Annotated in this window: 13 protein-coding genes; 5 read left to right on the forward strand and 8 right to left on the reverse strand. The window is 64.2% G+C overall.

Annotated features, from left to right (window positions below; all coding sequences use genetic code 11):
• Positions 1 to 181 precede the first annotated feature (181 nt).
• From fdhF to AC0L3D_RS34030, 5 genes are all read right to left on the reverse strand, one after another.
• Positions 182 to 3,058 carry a formate dehydrogenase subunit alpha gene (gene fdhF / locus AC0L3D_RS34010; protein ID WP_473629002.1) on the reverse strand — a complete coding sequence of 959 codons (2,877 nt, stop codon included), beginning with the start codon at positions 3,056 to 3,058 and terminating at the stop codon, positions 182 to 184.
• A gap of 10 nt (positions 3,059 to 3,068) precedes the next feature.
• Entirely contained in the window at positions 3,069 to 4,625 is a 1,557-nt protein-coding gene (locus AC0L3D_RS34015) for a formate dehydrogenase beta subunit (RefSeq protein ID WP_473629001.1), read from the reverse strand.
• Positions 4,622 to 5,101, reverse strand: a complete 480-nt coding sequence (locus AC0L3D_RS34020; protein ID WP_077377054.1) for a formate dehydrogenase subunit gamma — start codon at positions 5,099 to 5,101, stop codon at positions 4,622 to 4,624. Before AC0L3D_RS34020 ends, AC0L3D_RS34015 begins: the two co-directional genes overlap by 4 nt.
• A gap of 131 nt (positions 5,102 to 5,232) precedes the next feature.
• Positions 5,233 to 6,132, reverse strand: coding sequence for a LysR family transcriptional regulator (locus AC0L3D_RS34025; protein ID WP_027151624.1), 900 nt, complete (start codon positions 6,130 to 6,132; stop codon positions 5,233 to 5,235).
• Between the two features lie 97 nt (positions 6,133 to 6,229).
• The gene (locus AC0L3D_RS34030; RefSeq protein WP_023802882.1) at positions 6,230 to 6,607 is read right to left on the reverse strand and encodes a VOC family protein; all 378 of its coding nucleotides are present in this window, start codon (positions 6,605 to 6,607) and stop codon (positions 6,230 to 6,232) included.
• Between the two features lie 236 nt (positions 6,608 to 6,843).
• Here AC0L3D_RS34030 and AC0L3D_RS34035 point away from each other — a divergent pair, with 236 nt between their 5' ends.
• On the forward strand, positions 6,844 to 8,037 hold the full coding sequence (locus AC0L3D_RS34035; protein ID WP_128168292.1) for an Mrp/NBP35 family ATP-binding protein: 1,194 nt from the start codon (positions 6,844 to 6,846) through the stop codon (positions 8,035 to 8,037).
• A 140-nt stretch (positions 8,038 to 8,177) separates the two neighbouring features.
• Here the strand turns inward: AC0L3D_RS34035 and AC0L3D_RS34040 are convergent, their stop codons facing one another.
• Positions 8,178 to 8,639, reverse strand: a complete 462-nt coding sequence (locus AC0L3D_RS34040; RefSeq protein WP_473628999.1) for an SRPBCC family protein — start codon at positions 8,637 to 8,639, stop codon at positions 8,178 to 8,180.
• Between the two features lie 157 nt (positions 8,640 to 8,796).
• Here AC0L3D_RS34040 and AC0L3D_RS34045 point away from each other — a divergent pair, with 157 nt between their 5' ends.
• Positions 8,797 to 10,602 (forward strand): IlvD/Edd family dehydratase, encoded by a 1,806-nt coding sequence (locus AC0L3D_RS34045; RefSeq protein WP_128174072.1) that lies wholly within the window; start codon positions 8,797 to 8,799, stop codon positions 10,600 to 10,602.
• A gap of 179 nt (positions 10,603 to 10,781) precedes the next feature.
• On the opposite strand, the gene AC0L3D_RS34050 is transcribed toward AC0L3D_RS34045, so the two are convergent.
• Positions 10,782 to 11,201, reverse strand: a complete 420-nt coding sequence (locus AC0L3D_RS34050; protein WP_473647277.1) for a GFA family protein — start codon at positions 11,199 to 11,201, stop codon at positions 10,782 to 10,784.
• A gap of 187 nt (positions 11,202 to 11,388) precedes the next feature.
• On the opposite strand from AC0L3D_RS34050, the gene AC0L3D_RS34055 reads away from it, so the two are divergent.
• The 3 genes from AC0L3D_RS34055 (at position 11,389) to AC0L3D_RS34065 (ending at position 14,214) form a co-directional block, all read left to right on the forward strand.
• Positions 11,389 to 12,207, forward strand: coding sequence for a chromate resistance protein ChrB domain-containing protein (locus tag AC0L3D_RS34055; protein ID WP_473628998.1), 819 nt, complete (start codon positions 11,389 to 11,391; stop codon positions 12,205 to 12,207).
• A complete protein-coding gene (gene chrA, locus AC0L3D_RS34060) occupies positions 12,204 to 13,631 on the forward strand; it encodes a chromate efflux transporter (protein ID WP_084833904.1) in 1,428 nt (475 codons plus the stop codon). Before AC0L3D_RS34055 ends, chrA begins: the two co-directional genes overlap by 4 nt.
• A 184-nt stretch (positions 13,632 to 13,815) precedes the next feature.
• Positions 13,816 to 14,214, forward strand: a complete 399-nt coding sequence (locus tag AC0L3D_RS34065; RefSeq protein WP_287066908.1) for a hypothetical protein — start codon at positions 13,816 to 13,818, stop codon at positions 14,212 to 14,214.
• Positions 14,215 to 14,336: 122 nt separating this feature from the next.
• On the opposite strand, the gene AC0L3D_RS34070 is transcribed toward AC0L3D_RS34065, so the two are convergent.
• Entirely contained in the window at positions 14,337 to 15,926 is a 1,590-nt protein-coding gene (locus AC0L3D_RS34070; protein WP_287174118.1) for a trimethylamine methyltransferase family protein, read from the reverse strand.
• Positions 15,927 to 16,357: the final 431 nt, after the last annotated feature.

The following is a 16,357-nucleotide window of genomic DNA, read 5'->3' on the forward strand; positions in this document are numbered from 1 at the left end:
TCTGTGGGGTGGGGGGGGGGGGGGGGGGGGGGGGGGGGCCGCGGCGGGGGGGGGGGGGGGGCCCCGCCGCGGGGGGGGCGGGGGGGGGCGGCGGGGGGGGGGGGGGCCCCCCCCGCGGCGGGGGGGGGGGGTCGACCAACCGTCAAGATTGAAGCGCTTTCGGTCGAATGCCTCGGCACGATTACTCCGCTGCTTCCAGCGTCGCGATGCGACGGCTGTTGCGGGCCTGCTCGTCATAGTCGAGCTGCCATCCCGACGGCCCGTTGGACGCGCCGACCTGCACCGCCGTCACCTTGTATTCCGGGCAGTTGGTCGCCCAGTCGGAGAAGTCGGTGGTGATGACGTTGGCCTGCGTGTCGGGGTGGTGGAACGTCGTATAGACCACGCCAGGCGACACCTTGTCGGTGATCAGCGCGCGCAGCGTCGTCTCGCCGGAGCGGCTGGTCAGGCGGACCCAGTCGCCGTCGCGCAAACCTCGGTTTTCGGCGTCATGCGGGTGGATCTCGAGACGGTCCTCGCTGTGCCACATGACATTGTCGGTACGCCTGGTCTGCGCGCCGACATTGTACTGCGATAGGATGCGGCCGGTTGTCAGCAGCAGCGGGAAGCGCGGTCCCGTCCTCTCGTCGGTCGCCACATATTCGGTGCGGATGAATTTGCCCTTGCCGCGCACGAAGCCGCTGATATGCATGATCGGCGTGCCTTCCGGCGCCTGCTCGTCGCACGGCCACTGCACCGAGCCCATCCTTTCCAGATAACCGTAGGAAACCTTGGCGAAGCTCGGCGTCGTCTTCGCAATCTCGTCCATGATTTCGGACGGATGCTGGTAATTCCAGGCAAGCCCCATCGCCTGTGCGAGCTTCTGCGTCACTTCCCAGTCGGCAAAGCCGTTGCGCGGCGCCATCACCTTGCGCACGCGGTTGATGCGGCGCTCGGCATTGGTGAAGGTGCCGTCCTTTTCGAGGAAGGTCGAGCCGGGCAGGAAGACATGCGCGTAGTTGGCGGTCTCGTTGAGGAAGAGATCGTGGACGACCACGCATTCCATGGCCGCAAGGCCTGCGGCGACATGCTTGGTGTCGGGATCCGACTGCAAAATGTCCTCGCCCTGCACATAGAGGCCCTTGAACGAGCCGTCGACGGCGGCGTCCAGCATGTTGGGGATGCGCAGGCCGGGCTCGTCGTCGAGTTTGACCCCCCACAGGCTTTCATAGATATCGCGTACCGCGTCGCCGGAGACGTGGCGATAGCCGGGCAGCTCATGCGGGAACGAGCCCATGTCGCAAGAGCCCTGGACATTGTTCTGCCCGCGCAGCGGGTTCACGCCGACGCCCGGCCGGCCGATATTGCCGGTCGCCATGGCGAGATTGGCGATGGCGATGACGGTGGTCGAGCCCTGGCTGTGCTCGGTCACGCCGAGGCCGTAATAGATCGCGCCATTGCCGCCGGCGGCAAACAGCCTTGCGGCGCTGCGGATCTCTTCAGGATCGACATTGGCGAGCTGGCTGACCACCTCAGGGCTGTTTTCCGGTAGCGCCACGAACGACGCCCAATCCTGGAACTCGTCCCAGTCGCAGCGTTCGCGGATGAAGGCCTCGTCGAACAGGCCTTCGGTGACGATGACATGGGCAAGCGCGGTGACCACGGCGACATTGGTGCCCGGCTTCAGCGGCAGATGATGCTGCGCCTCGATATGAGCCGAGCGCACGATGTCGGTGCGGCGCGGGTCGAGCACAATCAGCTTGGCGCCCTTGCGCAACCGCTTCTTCATGCGCGAAGCAAACACCGGATGTGCGTCGGTCGGATTGGCGCCGATGATCATCACCACATCGGTCTGCTCGATCGAGTCGAAATCCTGCGTGCCTGCCGAGGTGCCGAAAGTCTGGCCAAGGCCATAGCCGGTCGGCGAATGGCAGACGCGGGCGCAGGTATCGACATTGTTGTTGCGGAAACCCTGGCGGATCAGCTTCTGCACCAGATAGGTTTCCTCATTCGTGCAGCGCGACGAGGTGATGCCGCCGATCGAGGTGCGGCCATACTGGTACTGGATGCGGCGGAACTCGTTGGCGGTGTGGGTCAGCGCTTCCTCCCACGACACCTCGCGCCATGGATCGGTGACCTTTTCGCGGATCATCGGATTGAGGATGCGCTCCTTGTGGGTCGAGTAGCCGTAGGCAAAACGGCCCTTGACGCAGCTATGGCCACGGTTCGCCTTGCCGTCCTTGTAGGGCACCATGCGCACCAGCTCGTCGCCGCGCATTTCGGCCTTGAACGAGCAGCCGACGCCGCAATAGGCGCAGGTGGTGACGACCGAATGCTCGGGCTGGCCGATCTTGATCACCGATTTCTCGGAAAGCGTCGCCGTCGGGCAGGCCTGCACACAGGCGCCGCAGGACACGCACTCGCTGTCGATGAAAAGCTGGTGCATGCCGGGCGACACACGGCTTTCGAAGCCGCGGCCCTCGATGGTCAGCGCGAATGTGCCTTGCACCTCCTCGCAGGCGCGCACACAGCGCGAGCAGACGATGCATTTCGATGGATCATAGGTGAAGTATGGGTTGGACTCGTCCTTCGCCATCCATTTGAAGTTTTCGGCGCCGTCGTTCTTCTTGAAGACGTGGTTGTCGCCCTCATAGCCGTAGCGCACGTCGCGCAGGCCGACGACGCCGGCCTGCGTCTGCAATTCGCAGTCGCCATTGGCCGCACAGGTCAGGCAGTCGAGCGGATGGTCGGAGATGTAGAGCTCCATCACGCCGCGGCGGATGTCCTTCAGCCGACCGGTCTGGGTGTGCACGACCATGCCCGGCGCCACCGGCGTCGTGCAGGAGGAGGGCGTGCCGTTGCGGCCGTCGATCTCGACCAGGCAGAGCCGGCAGGAGCCGAAGGCGTCGACCATATCGGTGGCGCAAAGTTTCGGGATGGCAATGCCGGCCTCCATCGAGGCGCGCATGATGGATGTGCCTTCCGGCACGGTGACGGTGAAGCCGTCGACGGTCAGCGTCACCTGCTTCTCGGACGTCGAGGCCGGCGTGCCGTAGTCGATTTCCTGAATGAGACCCATCGCGAGGTTCCTATTCTGCTGCTTCGGCGACTGGCGCCGGCTTGAAATCTTCGCGGAAGTGGTTGATTGCGCTCATCACCGGATAAGGCGTGAAGCCACCCAGCGCGCAGAGCGAACCGAACTTCATCGTGTTACAGAGGTCCGTCACCAGCTCGATCTGCTTTTCCGGCTCGCTACCCCTGGCGATCTTGTCGATCGTCTCGACGCCGCGTGTCGAGCCGATGCGGCAGGGCGTGCACTTGCCGCAGCTCTCGATGGCGCAGAACTCCATGGCGAAGCGCGCCTGCTTCAGCATGTCGGCGGTGTCGTCGAAGACGGTGATGCCGGCGTGGCCGATCAGCCCGTCCTTGGCGGCGAAGGCTTCGTAGTCGAAGGGCGTGTCGAACAGGGAGCGTGGGAAGTAGGCACCCAGAGGGCCGCCGACCTGCACCGCTTTGACCGGCCGTCCAGTCGCCGTGCCGCCGCCGATGTCGTCGACGATCTCGCCAAGCGTCATGCCGAACGCCGCCTCGAAAAGGCCGCCATATCTGACATTGCCGGCGATCTGGATCGGAATGGTGCCGCGCGAGCGGCCCATGCCGAAATCCTTGTAGAAGGCAGCACCCTTGTCCATGATGACAGGCACCGAGGCCAGCGAGATGACGTTGTTGATCACCGTCGGCTTGCCGAACAGGCCCTGGATGGCCGGCAGTGGCGGCTTGGCGCGAACGACGCCGCGCTTGCCTTCGAGGCTGTTGAGCAGCGAGGTTTCCTCGCCGCAGACATAGGCGCCGGCGCCGATGCGGATTTCCATGTCGAAGGCGTGGGGCGAGCCCAGCACGTTGAGGCCGAGCAGGCCGGCCTTGCGGGCGGCCTCGACCGCCTTTTGCATCATCGCCACCGCATGCGGATACTCCGAGCGGATATAGACAAAGCCCTTGGTTGCCCCGGTGGCGACACCGGCGATTGCCATTCCCTCGATCAGCACGAAGGGATCGCCCTCCATGATCATGCGGTCGGCGAAGGTGGCGCTGTCGCCCTCGTCGGCATTGCAGACGATGTACTTTTTGTCGGCGATCGTATCGAGCACCGTCTTCCATTTAATGCCGGTCGGGAAGCCCGCGCCGCCGCGACCCCGCAGGCCCGACTCGGTGACCTGCTTGACGATGTCGGCCGGAGCCATCGCCACGGCGTTCTGCAGGCCCTTCAGTCCGCCATGCGCCTTGTAGTGATCAAGCGACAGCGGATTGATGACGCCGCAGCGCGCGAAGGTCAGGCGCGTCTGCCTGGCCAGGAACGGGATCTTGTCGGGCGCGCCCAGCCAGCGCTTGTGGTGACCGCCGGTGAGGAAGCCGCTGTCGAACAGGCTTTTGACATCGGATGGCTTCACCGGCCCATAGGCGACACGGCCATTTTCTGTCGCCACCTCGACCATCGGCTCGAGGAAATAGGCGCCGCGCGAACCGTTGCGCACGATCTTGGCCTCGATGCCGCGATCGGCCAATTCCTTCTCAATCGCCTTGGCGACCTTTTCCGCACCGAGCGCCAGCGCGCCGGAATCGCCGGGAATATAGATGCGCGGGATCATGAGCGCACCTCGGCTACGATCTCGTCGAGTTTTTCGTCATCGAGCCGGCCGATCACCTCGCCGTCCAGCATCGCCGATGGCGCGCAGGCGCAAAGGCCGAGGCAATAGACCGGCTCTAGCGTCACCGAACCGTCGCGGGCCGTCTCGTGGAAGCCGATGCCCAGCAATTGCTTGAGCTTGGCGGCAATCGCGTCCGAGCCCATCGATTGGCAGGCTTCGGCTTGGCAGAGCTTCAGCACATGCCGGCCGGCCGGCCGGCTGCGGTAATCGTGGTAGAAGGTGACGACGCCGTGCACCTCCGCCTTGGAGATGTTCAGCGCTTCGGCGATGACCGGCAGCGCGTCATGCGGCACATGGCCAAACTCTTCCTGGATGCCGTGGAGGATCGGCAACAGCGGGCCTTCGAGGCCCTTCAACTCCTGAACGATCGCCGCCGTGCGCGACGCGATCTCGGTACTTGCAGGCTGCATGATCATGCAGCGCCCTCCCTGGTCGTAGTAATCCGCTAAGTGCCTAGGAAATCGGAGGAAACCCGCCAAATCAATAAAGCTGATCCGTTGCTCGATAGAAATCTTCTATCGATGCCGTCCAGCCTGCAATCTCTAGCTCAGTGGCGGGCGCGGAAATCGTCTGCCAGCGCCATTGCCTCGTCCAGCAGCGCCGAGACCAGCGGGGTGTGCGGCTCGCGCAGCGTCGCCACCAGCCCGACGGTGTGGCTGGCGTCCGGCTCGACGATCGGAATGGCCCGGATCGGCTCGGAAAAGCCGAATGTTTCCGAGAGGTTGAGCGGCATGATCGACGACCATTTTCCGGTACGGATATGCGAGAACAGCACGATCATCGAATTGGATTCGAGTGTCGGCCGCACCTGCGTGCCGGCTTCGGCCAAATGCTGGTCGATGATGCGGCGGTTCTGCATGTCCGGCGTCAACAGGCAGAGCGGCAGCTGGCTGAGCTCCGCCCATGTCACTTTGTCGCGGTCGGAATAGGGGTTTCCGATCGCGGTGATCAGCTGATAGCGCTCGTCATAGAGCGGCACGCTGGTCACCCGCCCCAGCGGCTCGTTGTCGAGATAGGTGATGCCGGCGTCGATGTCGAAATTGCCGAGCAGCGACAGCACCTCGATCGAGGTGCGCGACAGCACCGAGAAGGTGACGCCGGGATGTTTTGCCCGAAAAGGCGTCGTCAGCCGCGCCACCATGGCCAGCGCCGTCGGGATGGCGGCGATGCGGATGCGCCCCGAAAGGCCGTGACGCGCCGCCCGCATCTCTTCGCGCATGGTGCGGGTATCGCCGACGATGCGGCGCGCCCACGCCAGCACCTGTTCTCCCTCCGGCGTCAGCCCCTGGAAGCGCGAGCCGCGCAGAACCAGCATCACGCCGAGCTGGCCCTCCAGCTGCTTGATGCCGGCCGAAAGCGTCGGCTGGGTGACGCCGCACACCTCCGCCGCCCGGCCGAAATGCTCCTCCCTGGCCAGCGCGATGAAGAATTCCAGCTTGTCGATCATGAGCGGACGCTACCCGGCCGAGTGAGGCTGCGCCAGATGCATGCTGTTTTTGCCTGGCGAATCCTCATTGCGGCCGAAGCTTCGCCGCCGTCCAGGCCTAGCTGTCGACCAAGTTCAGAATGTTGCCGTCAGGATCCTTGAACCATGCGACCTTCATGCCGTAGCCGACATGGATGTCGCCTTCCAGCTTCAGGCCCGGCATCTCGTAGTGCTCGAAGACAACGCCTTTCGATTTCAGCGCCTTGACGATGGTGTCGATCTCGTCGCCGACCATCCAGGTCACCGCCGTCGCCTTGTTGGTTCCGGCGAATTGCGAGCGATAGACATTGATGCTGGTGTCGCCGCATTTGTAGACGATCAGTTCGCCACCCTCGTTGTGAACCTCCGTCAGCCCCAGAACGTCTTCATAGAAGGCCTTGGCCTTGGCCAGGTCCTTCACCGCGAGATTGGCCGTTGCGTTGCTGTTTGCGAGCATGATTGGTCTCCTTTGCTTGCGGGCGAGCACGTCCGAAGCCTGCAAAGATAGGGCTGCTTCGTCTTCAGGCGACGCAGCCTGTGCGATCGGCGTGCTTCTTCCCTAAAGACGTTTCGTCCTCTGCAAGACCGACAAACGGACGCAAGTCTTTGCAGCCACGCCCGTGCGTGTCGTTCCGCCGCTTGGTTCTGTTCGGGAACTGCACTATCTCAGGCGTAAAAGCAGAGGAAAAGCTGATGCCCGCCGTCCAGGAAAACGTCACCAAGGAAATCGTCATCGAGCGCCTGAAGACGGTCAACGGACCGGACTTCACCGGCAACATCGTCGACCTCGGCATGGTCTCCGAGATTTTCATTGCCGATGCCAAGGTTTTCTTTTCGATCACCGTGCCGGCTGCCCGGGCCCAGGAGATGGAGCCGCTGCGTGCCGCCGCCGAGCGTGTCGTCAAGGCGATCCCGGGTGTCGCCGGCGCCGTGGTCGCCCTGACGGCGGAAAAGAAGGGTGGCGGCATGGAGGCTCCGGTTCCGCAAAGGCCTGCCACCAGGCCCGTACCGCCGGCCGCACCCGCTGCCGCGCCGCGTCCGGCTCCGCACGCTCCGGCCTCGCACAGTCAGGGCAAGCGCGGCGTGCCCGGCATCGAGGCGATCATCGCTGTCGCTTCCGGCAAGGGCGGCGTCGGCAAGTCGACCACTGCCGTCAATATCGCGCTTGGCCTCGCCGCCAACGGCCTGAGGGTCGGCGTGCTCGACGCCGACATCTACGGCCCGTCGATGCCGCGGCTGCTCAACATCCATGGCCGGCCGCAGACGGTCGACGGCAAGGTCCTGAAGCCGATGGAGAATTACGGCCTGAAGGTGATGTCGATGGGCTTCCTCGTCGATGAGGAGACGCCAATGATCTGGCGCGGGCCGATGGTGATGTCGGCATTGACGCAAATGTTGCGCGAGGTCGAATGGGGTCCGCTCGACGTGCTCGTCGTCGACATGCCGCCCGGCACCGGCGACGCGCAGCTGACCATGGCCCAGCAGGTGCCGCTGGCCGGCGCCGTCATCGTCTCGACGCCGCAGGATCTGGCCCTGATCGATGCGCGAAAAGGCCTCAACATGTTCAGGAAGGTCGACGTGCCGGTGTTGGGCATCGTCGAGAATATGAGCTATTTCCTCGCCCCCGACACCGGCAAGCGCTACGACATCTTCGGCCATGGCGGCGCGCGCCGCGAGGCCGAGCGTCTCGGCGTCTCCTTCCTCGGCGAAGTGCCGCTCGAAATGGGCATCCGCGAAAGCTCGGATGCCGGCACGCCGGTGGTGGTCTCCAAGCCCGACAGCGCCGAGGCCAAGATCTACCGCGACATCGCCGCGAACGTCTGGGGCAGGGTCAAGGAAGAACGCGGCGCGGCCGAAGCCGCCGTGCCGAACATCGTGTTTGAGTGATCCTCCCCCTTGAGGGGAGGGTGGCCCGCAGGGCCGGGTGGGGTCGGTGGCGACGCACTCCACCTTTCTTGGTCAACGCCAGTTGTAGGTCGAGGCGGTTGAGGCGACCCCTCCCGCCCGCTTCGCGCGGCACCCTCCCCTCAAGGGCGAGGGGAGCCGCCCACCTTGTCGCCAAAGCTCGAAAAAAACTGTCCGGCCAGTTTCTTCGATGTCGATTCGATCAGACGGCTGCCGAGCTGGGCGATCTTGCCGCCGACATCGGCCTTGGCCGCATATCTGAGAATCGTCGCCTCCGGGCCATCGGCGGTCAGCGTCACATCGGCGCCGCCTTTGGCGAAGCCGGCGATGCCGCCCTTGCCCTCGCCCTGGATGGTGTAGGAATGCGGCGGGTTGAGATTCCTGAGCGTCACCTCGCCGTTGAACGTCGCCTTGATCGGGCCGATCTTGACCACCACGGTCGCCGCCATCTCGGTGTCCGACTTCTTTTCGAGGCTCTGGCAGCCCGGAATGGTCTGCCTCAGAACGTCCGGGTCGTTCAGCGCCTCCCACACCTTTTGCAAGGGTGCGGCGATGCGTTCCTCGCCTTCGATAACCAAAGCCATCAAAATCTCCCGGATACGAATTGACAAACCCCGATCCGGTCTAGCGTGGGGGTAAACACATGTCTATCGCACCAAAGTCCGGAATCGGATGGCGCGTGCCTCTTGCCTGCTCTCGCGCGTTGTCATATCGATTTGTCATACAAATACGGAGACCATGATGGCCGGCGCCCCCACGCAGAAAAAGAAATTTCGCTCGCAGGAGTGGTTCGACAATCCGGACAATCCGGGGATGACGGCGCTTTACCTCGAGCGCTACCTGAATTACGGGCTGACGCGTGCCGAACTGATGTCGGGCAAGCCGCTGATCGGCATCGCCCAGACCGGCTCGGATCTGTCGCCCTGCAACCGCCATCATCTCGAACTGGCCAAGCGCGTGCGTGAGGGCATCGTCTCGATGGGCGGCATCCCTTTCGAGTTCCCGTGCCACCCGATCCAGGAGACGGGCAAACGCCCGACCGCCGCACTCGACCGCAACCTCGCCTATCTCGGCCTGGTCGAGGTGCTCTACGGCTATCCGCTCGACGGCGTCGTGCTCACCATCGGCTGCGACAAGACGACGCCGGCCCTGCTGATGGCCGCCGCCACCGTCAACATTCCGGCTATCGCGCTGTCGGTCGGCCCGATGCTCAACGGCTGGCACAAGGGCAAGCGCACCGGCTCCGGCACCATCGTCTGGGAATCGCGCCAGCGCCTGTCGGCCGGCGAGATCGGCTATGACGAGTTCATGGACATCGTCGCCTCTTCGGCGCCGTCCACCGGCTATTGCAACACCATGGGCACCGCCACCACCATGAACTCGCTGGCCGAGGCCCTCGGCATGCAGCTGCCGGGCTCGGCCGCCATTCCGGCGCCCTACCGCGAGCGCGGCCAGATCGCCTATGAGACGGGAAAGCGCATCGTCGACATGGTGCATGAGGACTTGAAACCCTCAGACGTCATGACCCGCCAGGCCTTCGAGAACGCCATCGTCGTCAACTCGGCCATCGGCGGCTCGACCAACGCGCCGATCCACCTCAACGCCATCGCCCGCCATCTCGGCGTGCCGCTCGACAATGACGATTGGCAGACGGTCGGCCTCCAGATACCGCTCATTGTCAACCTGCAGCCGTCGGGCGAGTATCTCGGCGAGGACTATCACCATGCCGGCGGTGTGCCGGCGGTGGTGGCCGAACTGATGAAGGCCGGGCTGTTGCCTCATCCCGACGCCATGACGGTCAACGGCAAGACGATCGGCGCCAATTGCAGCGCGGCCGTCAACGAGAATCTCGATGTTATCCGCACCGTCGCCGAGCCGCTGAAGGACAATGCCGGTTTCATCAATCTTAGGGGTAATCTGTTCGATTCGGCGATCATGAAGACCAGCGGCATCTCGCCCGAATTCCGCGAGCGCTATCTGTCGAACCCGAACGACCCCGAGGCCTTCGAGGGCAACGCCATGGTCTTCGACGGGCCAGAGGACTACCACGCCCGCATCGACGACCCGGCGCAAGGCATCGACGAGCACACCATCCTGTTCATGCGTGGCGCCGGCCCGATCGGTTATCCCGGCGGCGCCGAAGTCGTCAACATGCAGCCGCCGGCCCATCTCATCAAGAAGGGCATCCATGCGCTGGCCTGCATCGGCGACGGCCGCCAGTCAGGCACGTCGGGCTCGCCGTCGATCCTCAACGCCTCGCCCGAAGCCGCCATAGGCGGCGGGCTGGCGCTGTTGAAGACCGGCGACCGCGTCCGCATCGACCTGCGCAAGGGCACTGCCGACATTCTCGTCACCGATGACGAGATTACGCGCCGGCGCGCCGAGCTGCAGAACAGTGGCGGCTATCGCTACCCCAAGCACCAGACCCCATGGCAGGAGATCCAGCGCGGCATGGTCGACCAGTTCTCCGAAGGAATGGTGCTGAAGCCCGCGGTGAAATACCAGGATGTGGCGCACACCGCAGGCGTGCCGCGGGACAATCACTGAACGCGTCTTTCTTTGCCTTCTCCCCTTGTGGGAGGTGTCGCCGAAGGCGACGGATGAGGGGTGCTCCAGCTTGGCACCGACGCACTCCGTCCAGCACCCCTCATCCGGCTCGTCGCTGCGCGCCGATCCACCTTCTCCCACAAGGGGAGAAGGAAGAGCGCCAAGCCGCACCCAAGCGCCTATAAATAGCCAACAATCTCAGGCGTCTGGTCCTGCCTGTCGTGCTTGCCGTCCTCGTAGACGATTGGGGCTGCGGCGAGTTCCTCTTGGGTGACGTCGTCGAGGCAGGCGACGTTCACCGCCCAGAAATTCCCGCCCATGAAATCGAGATAGCCGCGCGAGAGAAAATTCGCGCCGCAGTTCGGGCACATATAGTGGTTGATGTCGCCTTCCGGCCAGTTCGACGGCGTCGCCTTGTACTCCCGCATCCGGTCGCGGCCGTCCGTCACCCGCACTGCCTCATAGGCGGCGAAGGATTTCCGGTAGCCGAGTTTCCAGCAGAAGCTGCAATTGCATTTGCGGATGCCCTCAGCGAGGTCGATTTCGGCTTCGAAACGCACTGCACCGCAATGGCAGCTGCCGTGATAGGTCTTTTTCATGGGTTTCCTCCCAAACATGTCCTGGCTCCGCCGCCCGCCGGAGCCAGAGCATCCTTTGCTCCAGGCATGGCGCTTGACAAGCGGGCGCGACAAATCCACGATCATGGCAAGGGGTGCATCGCGACGACCCCGTGAGGCGTCAGCCCAACGTTCGCGTCCAAGCTTCTCTCTCAAGGAGGTGGACGCCATGCCGTCGACAACCGCTATCACCGTATCGCAACTGTCCCGTCTGATTGGTCTGCCGGGCGCGCCCGCGATCATCGATGTTCGCATCGAAGAGGATTACAGCGCCGATCCGCGCCTGCTGCCGGCCTCAAACCGGCGTGATTTCAAAACCGTCTCGACCTGGGCATCCGAATTCGCCGGCAGCCGAGTGATGGTCGTCTGCCAAAGAGGGCAAAAGCTCTCGCAAGGCGTGGCCGCATGGCTGCGGCATGAAGGCATTGCCGCCGAATCCCTCGAAGGCGGGTTCGAGGCCTGGCGCGATGCCAAGGGGCCTTTGATCAATGCCGGCAAGATACCGCCCCGCGACGAAAGGGGCCGCACCGTGTGGGTGACGCGGAGCCGCCCGAAGGTCGATCGCATCGCCTGCCCCTGGCTGATCAGGCGCTTCATCGATTCGGGCGCGGTCTTCCTCTTTGTCGAGGCGGCCGAAGTGTCGGCCGTTGCGGACCGCTTTCAGGCCGTGCCTTTCGACATCGACAATGTGTTCTGGACTCACCGGGACGAACGCTGCACCTTCGACACGATGATCGAAGAGTTCGGGCTCGAATCCGAGGCGCTCGACCGCCTGGCCATGATCGTGCGCGCCGCCGATACCGCACGCCTCGATTTGGTTCCCCAGGCAGCCGGATTCCTGGCCGCCTCGCTTGGCCTGTCGCGGATGTTTCGCGACGATCTGGAACAGCTGGAGGCAGGCATGCTGCTCTACGACGCGTTTTTCCGATGGTGCCGCGATGCCACCGAGGAGACGCACAATTGGCCAAGCGCGAGCAAGCCATCATGAGCGCCCCGGCTTCTGACAAAACGGGGGCTTCTGACAAAACGGGGGCTTTGGGAAAAACGGCCGAGATCGTCGAAGCGCCGGCTGCGCCAAGCTTCCGTGAAGGCGTAAAACTCTGGGCGAAAATCGGCCTGCTCAGCTTCGGCGGGCCGGCCGGCCAGATCGCGCTCATGCACAGGGAATTGGTCGAGGAACGGCGTTGGATCGGCGAGCAACGTTTCCTGCATGCGTTGAACTACTGCATGCTGCTGCCCGGCCCTGAAGCCCAGCAACTCGCCATCTATATCGGCTGGCTGCTGCACCGGACGATCGGCGGCCTGGTCGCCGGCATCCTGTTCGTCGCGCCGGGCGCGCTTGTGATGCTCACCTTGAGCATCCTCTATGCGCTGTATGGCGACGCTCCGCTCGTCGAGGCACTGTTTTTCGGGGTAAAGGCGGCCGTGCTCGCCATCGTGATCGAGGCGATGATCCGGATCGGACGTCGTGCCCTGAAGAACCGGGTCATGGTTTCGATCGCGCTCGCCGCCTTCATCGCCATCTATGCATTGAACATGCCGTTTCCGCTCATCGTCCTGCTTGCCGGCCTGGCGGGCTGGATTGGCAATCGTGTTGCGCCGGCGCTTTTTTCCGGCGCGGCGCACGGCAAGGACGCGGTTCCCGACATCAAGGGCGCGGTCGACCTGATGTTCGAGCGCGGCGAGCTGGCCCACGTCAGGCCGACGCGATGGCATGCGCCGCGCACCGTCGCGATCTGGCTGCCGATCTGGCTCGGGCCGGTGCTGCTGATCTGGGCGTTCACCGGATCCGCCAGCGTGTGGACGCAGATCGGCGGCTTCTTCAGCGTCATGGCGGTCGTCACCTTCGGCGGCGCCTACGCAGTCCTTGCCTATGTCGCGCAGGCAGCGGTCGAGTCCTTCGGCTGGCTCGCACCCGGTGAGATGGTCGATGGCCTCGGGCTTGCCGAAACCACGCCGGGTCCACTCATACTCGTCCTGCAGTTCGTCGGCTTTCTGGCCGCGTTCCGCCAATCCGGATCGTTGAGCCCGCTGCTTGCCGGATCGCTAGGGGCGATGCTCACCCTGTGGGCGACGTTCACGCCTTGCTTCTTCTGGATATTCCTCGGCGCGCCCTATATCGAATCCCTGCGCGACAACAAGGCGCTGTCGGCGGCGCTGGGCGCGATCACCGCCGCCGTCGTCGGCGTCATCATGAATCTCGCTCTGTGGTTCGGCTTGCACGTCATCTTCGGCGAGGTGCGCAACGTCGGGCTTGGAACCGACGTGCCGGTGCTCTCGTCGATCGACTGGCGCGCGGCGCTGCTGTCATGTGCTGCCATGATCGCCATTCTGAAGCTGAAGATCGGCATGCTGCCGACGCTTGCGGGATCGGCCCTCGCCGGTGTTCTGTTGCTGGCAGCGAGTGGTTAATGCATGTCGCGCAAAAGCATGCCCTCGGGCCTGACCCGAGCGTGTCCAGCGATTTTGCGATAACGACATGCATAAAACAACAACCTAAAGCGCGTCGCATGCGGCCGGATCAAATGCGACGCGCTTTAGCGGCTGCCTGCGGACGGCGCTTCGCTGCGGTTTCGGGCATTCGGATAGGAAAATCATGGCGAGACGACGTTCCTCCCTAGGCTTCCTTGGAATGTTCGGCCGTTCAGGCGACCTCAGACAACTCGACGCCGCGTTACGCGACGTTGACCTTCATCCCGCCCTTGTGCCGGAGGGAGCAAAGCTCACCATCGTCAATCTGATGAAGGACCACTGGCCCGACGAGCCGCCGCCACAAGCCTACCCGCCGGTGGCGCAGCTGCTTGGCTATTGTATTGCCGGGCCGGAAGCATTCGAGCAATCCAACGGCCTTCGACATAGGCTGGATGCGGAGCGCCGGCTCGAGGCGGCACTCGAGGCCGGCGACAGCTTCGATGCGCAAATCATACTGATGACGCTGCATGCCAAGCTGATCAGTGGCGAGGTCGTCGACCGCTACGGGTTGAGCGCCGACTAGACCATGATCCCGAAAAGTGGAGCCCGGTTTTCGGAAAAGATCATGGTCAAATAAAGAGGTAGCGCCCCATCCCGATTTTGTCGGGATGGATTAGGCTCTGACCGTTTTGACGGGAACCGTCTTCAGCCGCCCATGCCGCTGCGCGGCAGTTGGATCAGATTGCCGAAGCGGGCCCGCAACTTGTCGTCGACCGGCTTCGGCACGTGGCGCGGGAAGCGCTCGGCGAGGATGCGTTTCTTCTCGATGATCGCCCGCTGCAGGATGTCAGGCCTGCCTTTCTCGTTCCATTCCTTCGGCGAAAAGCGGTCGCCGACCGCCGGATAGAAATATTCCGTCTGCATCAGCCGCAGTGTCTGCTCGTTGCCGAGGTAATGACCCGGCCCCTTCAGGCAAACGTCGGCGATGGTGTCTATCGACAGCGACTCATCGGTCACCTCGATGCCGCGAACGCAGCGCAGGCAATGGCCGAGCATGTCGTTGTCGATGATCAGGCTTTCCAGGCAAAAGCCGAGCAGCGAGGCGTGCATGCCGGCCGATTCGTAGACGAGGTTGAGGCCGGCAAGGCCGGCCATCACATCGGTGATGCCCTTTTCGTAACCGGACTGAATGTCGGGCAGTTTCGAGTCCGTCATGCCGGCGGCCGAACCGCCCGGCAGGTCGTAGAATTGCGCCATCTGGGCGCAGGCAGCGGTCAGCACCGCTTGCTCGGCCGAGCCGCCGGACATGGCGCCGGTCCTGAGGTCGGAGACGAACGGCCAGGTGCCGAAGATCGCCGGATGGCCAGGCTTGATGGCGTTGACATAGACGAGGCCGGCGAGCACCTCGGCCACCGCTTGCACCACCGCACCGGCGATCGCCGCCGGCGCCGTGGCGCCCGCCTGGCCGGCCGACAGCAGCAGGATCGGAATGCCGCCTTCGACGCAGGCCTCGAGCACGCCGCAGGCATCCTCGGCAAACTTCATCGGCGGCACGACAAAACAGTTCGAATTGGAGACGAAAGGCCGGGCGCGAAAATTCTCTTCGCCGCCGGCAATCGCATAAAGCATGTCGAGCGCCGGCTTGACGTTCTCGCGCACCGTGAAGGATGTGCCGACATGCTTCGACGTGCCCATCACGCAGGCGTAAAGCGTGTTGAAATCCATATCGAGCGGATCGGGGATGTCGCGCGGCACCATCGGCCGCTGGAAGAAATGGATGTTGTCGAGCCCTTCGACGATGCGGGCGGCGTCATAGATGTCCTGCAGCAGCGACTCGCGATAACAGCGCTTCTCGACGTCGACCAGATGCACCGCGGCGCCCGCCGTGCCGTAATGCACGCGCTTGCCCTGGATCAGCATGTCGTGCTTGGGATCCTGGCCATGCAGGGTGAAATGGCGCGCCGCTTTCTTGATGGTGTCGAGGACGAGCGCGCGCGGAAAACGGATGCGGCCGTCCTCGCCGAGCGTGGCGCCGGCCTCGGTCAGCGCCTCGATGCAGGAGGGGATGGCATTGGCGAAGCCGACCGTCTCAAGCAGCGTCAGCACCGCTTCGTGAATGCGCTCGCGGTCGTTTTCGCTGAGCGGTCCGTAGCTTCCGCCTTCAAGGCCGGCGCGCACCGGCTTGATATCGTCGGCAAGGGGTGCTGCCCGCATGGCGCGACGCGCTTCGCGCCCGCCGGAACGCCGCGAACGCTGGTCCGAGGGCGTATCCGGCTTCTCAACAGCCACTGACATGGGAGGCACTCCACCTTTAGCTGCGAAGCGGGCGGCGGTGGTTGGTCCACCAGGTGGTTGGTCCACCATCGTCCGCTTCGTCCCCCTTAGAGCGCCGCGCGTCCACTTGGACGCGCAAAGGACGCTCTAACACTTTCTTGCTTGCGCATGATCCTTTCCGGAACCGAAGATTGGTTTCCGGGGTCATGCGCTATGCCTCGAACTATGCCGCCGGCATTGGCACAGCCTATGAGCCAGACGGTCCCGTCGCATATGCCAGGGGGCTAAACAACGGTGGCCGGTCATGGCCCCGACGAGGCATCAGGCGGCGGCCGGCCGGCGCCCGGCCCCCCGCGCCCCCGCGGGGCTGCCCGGCGCGCGGTGGTGCGGCGCGCGCGAGGGGATGCCGCGCCCCCGGAAACGCGGCGGGGGTTGGGGGGGGGGGGAGAAAA

This window comes from Mesorhizobium sp. WSM4837, from assembly GCF_055811435.1.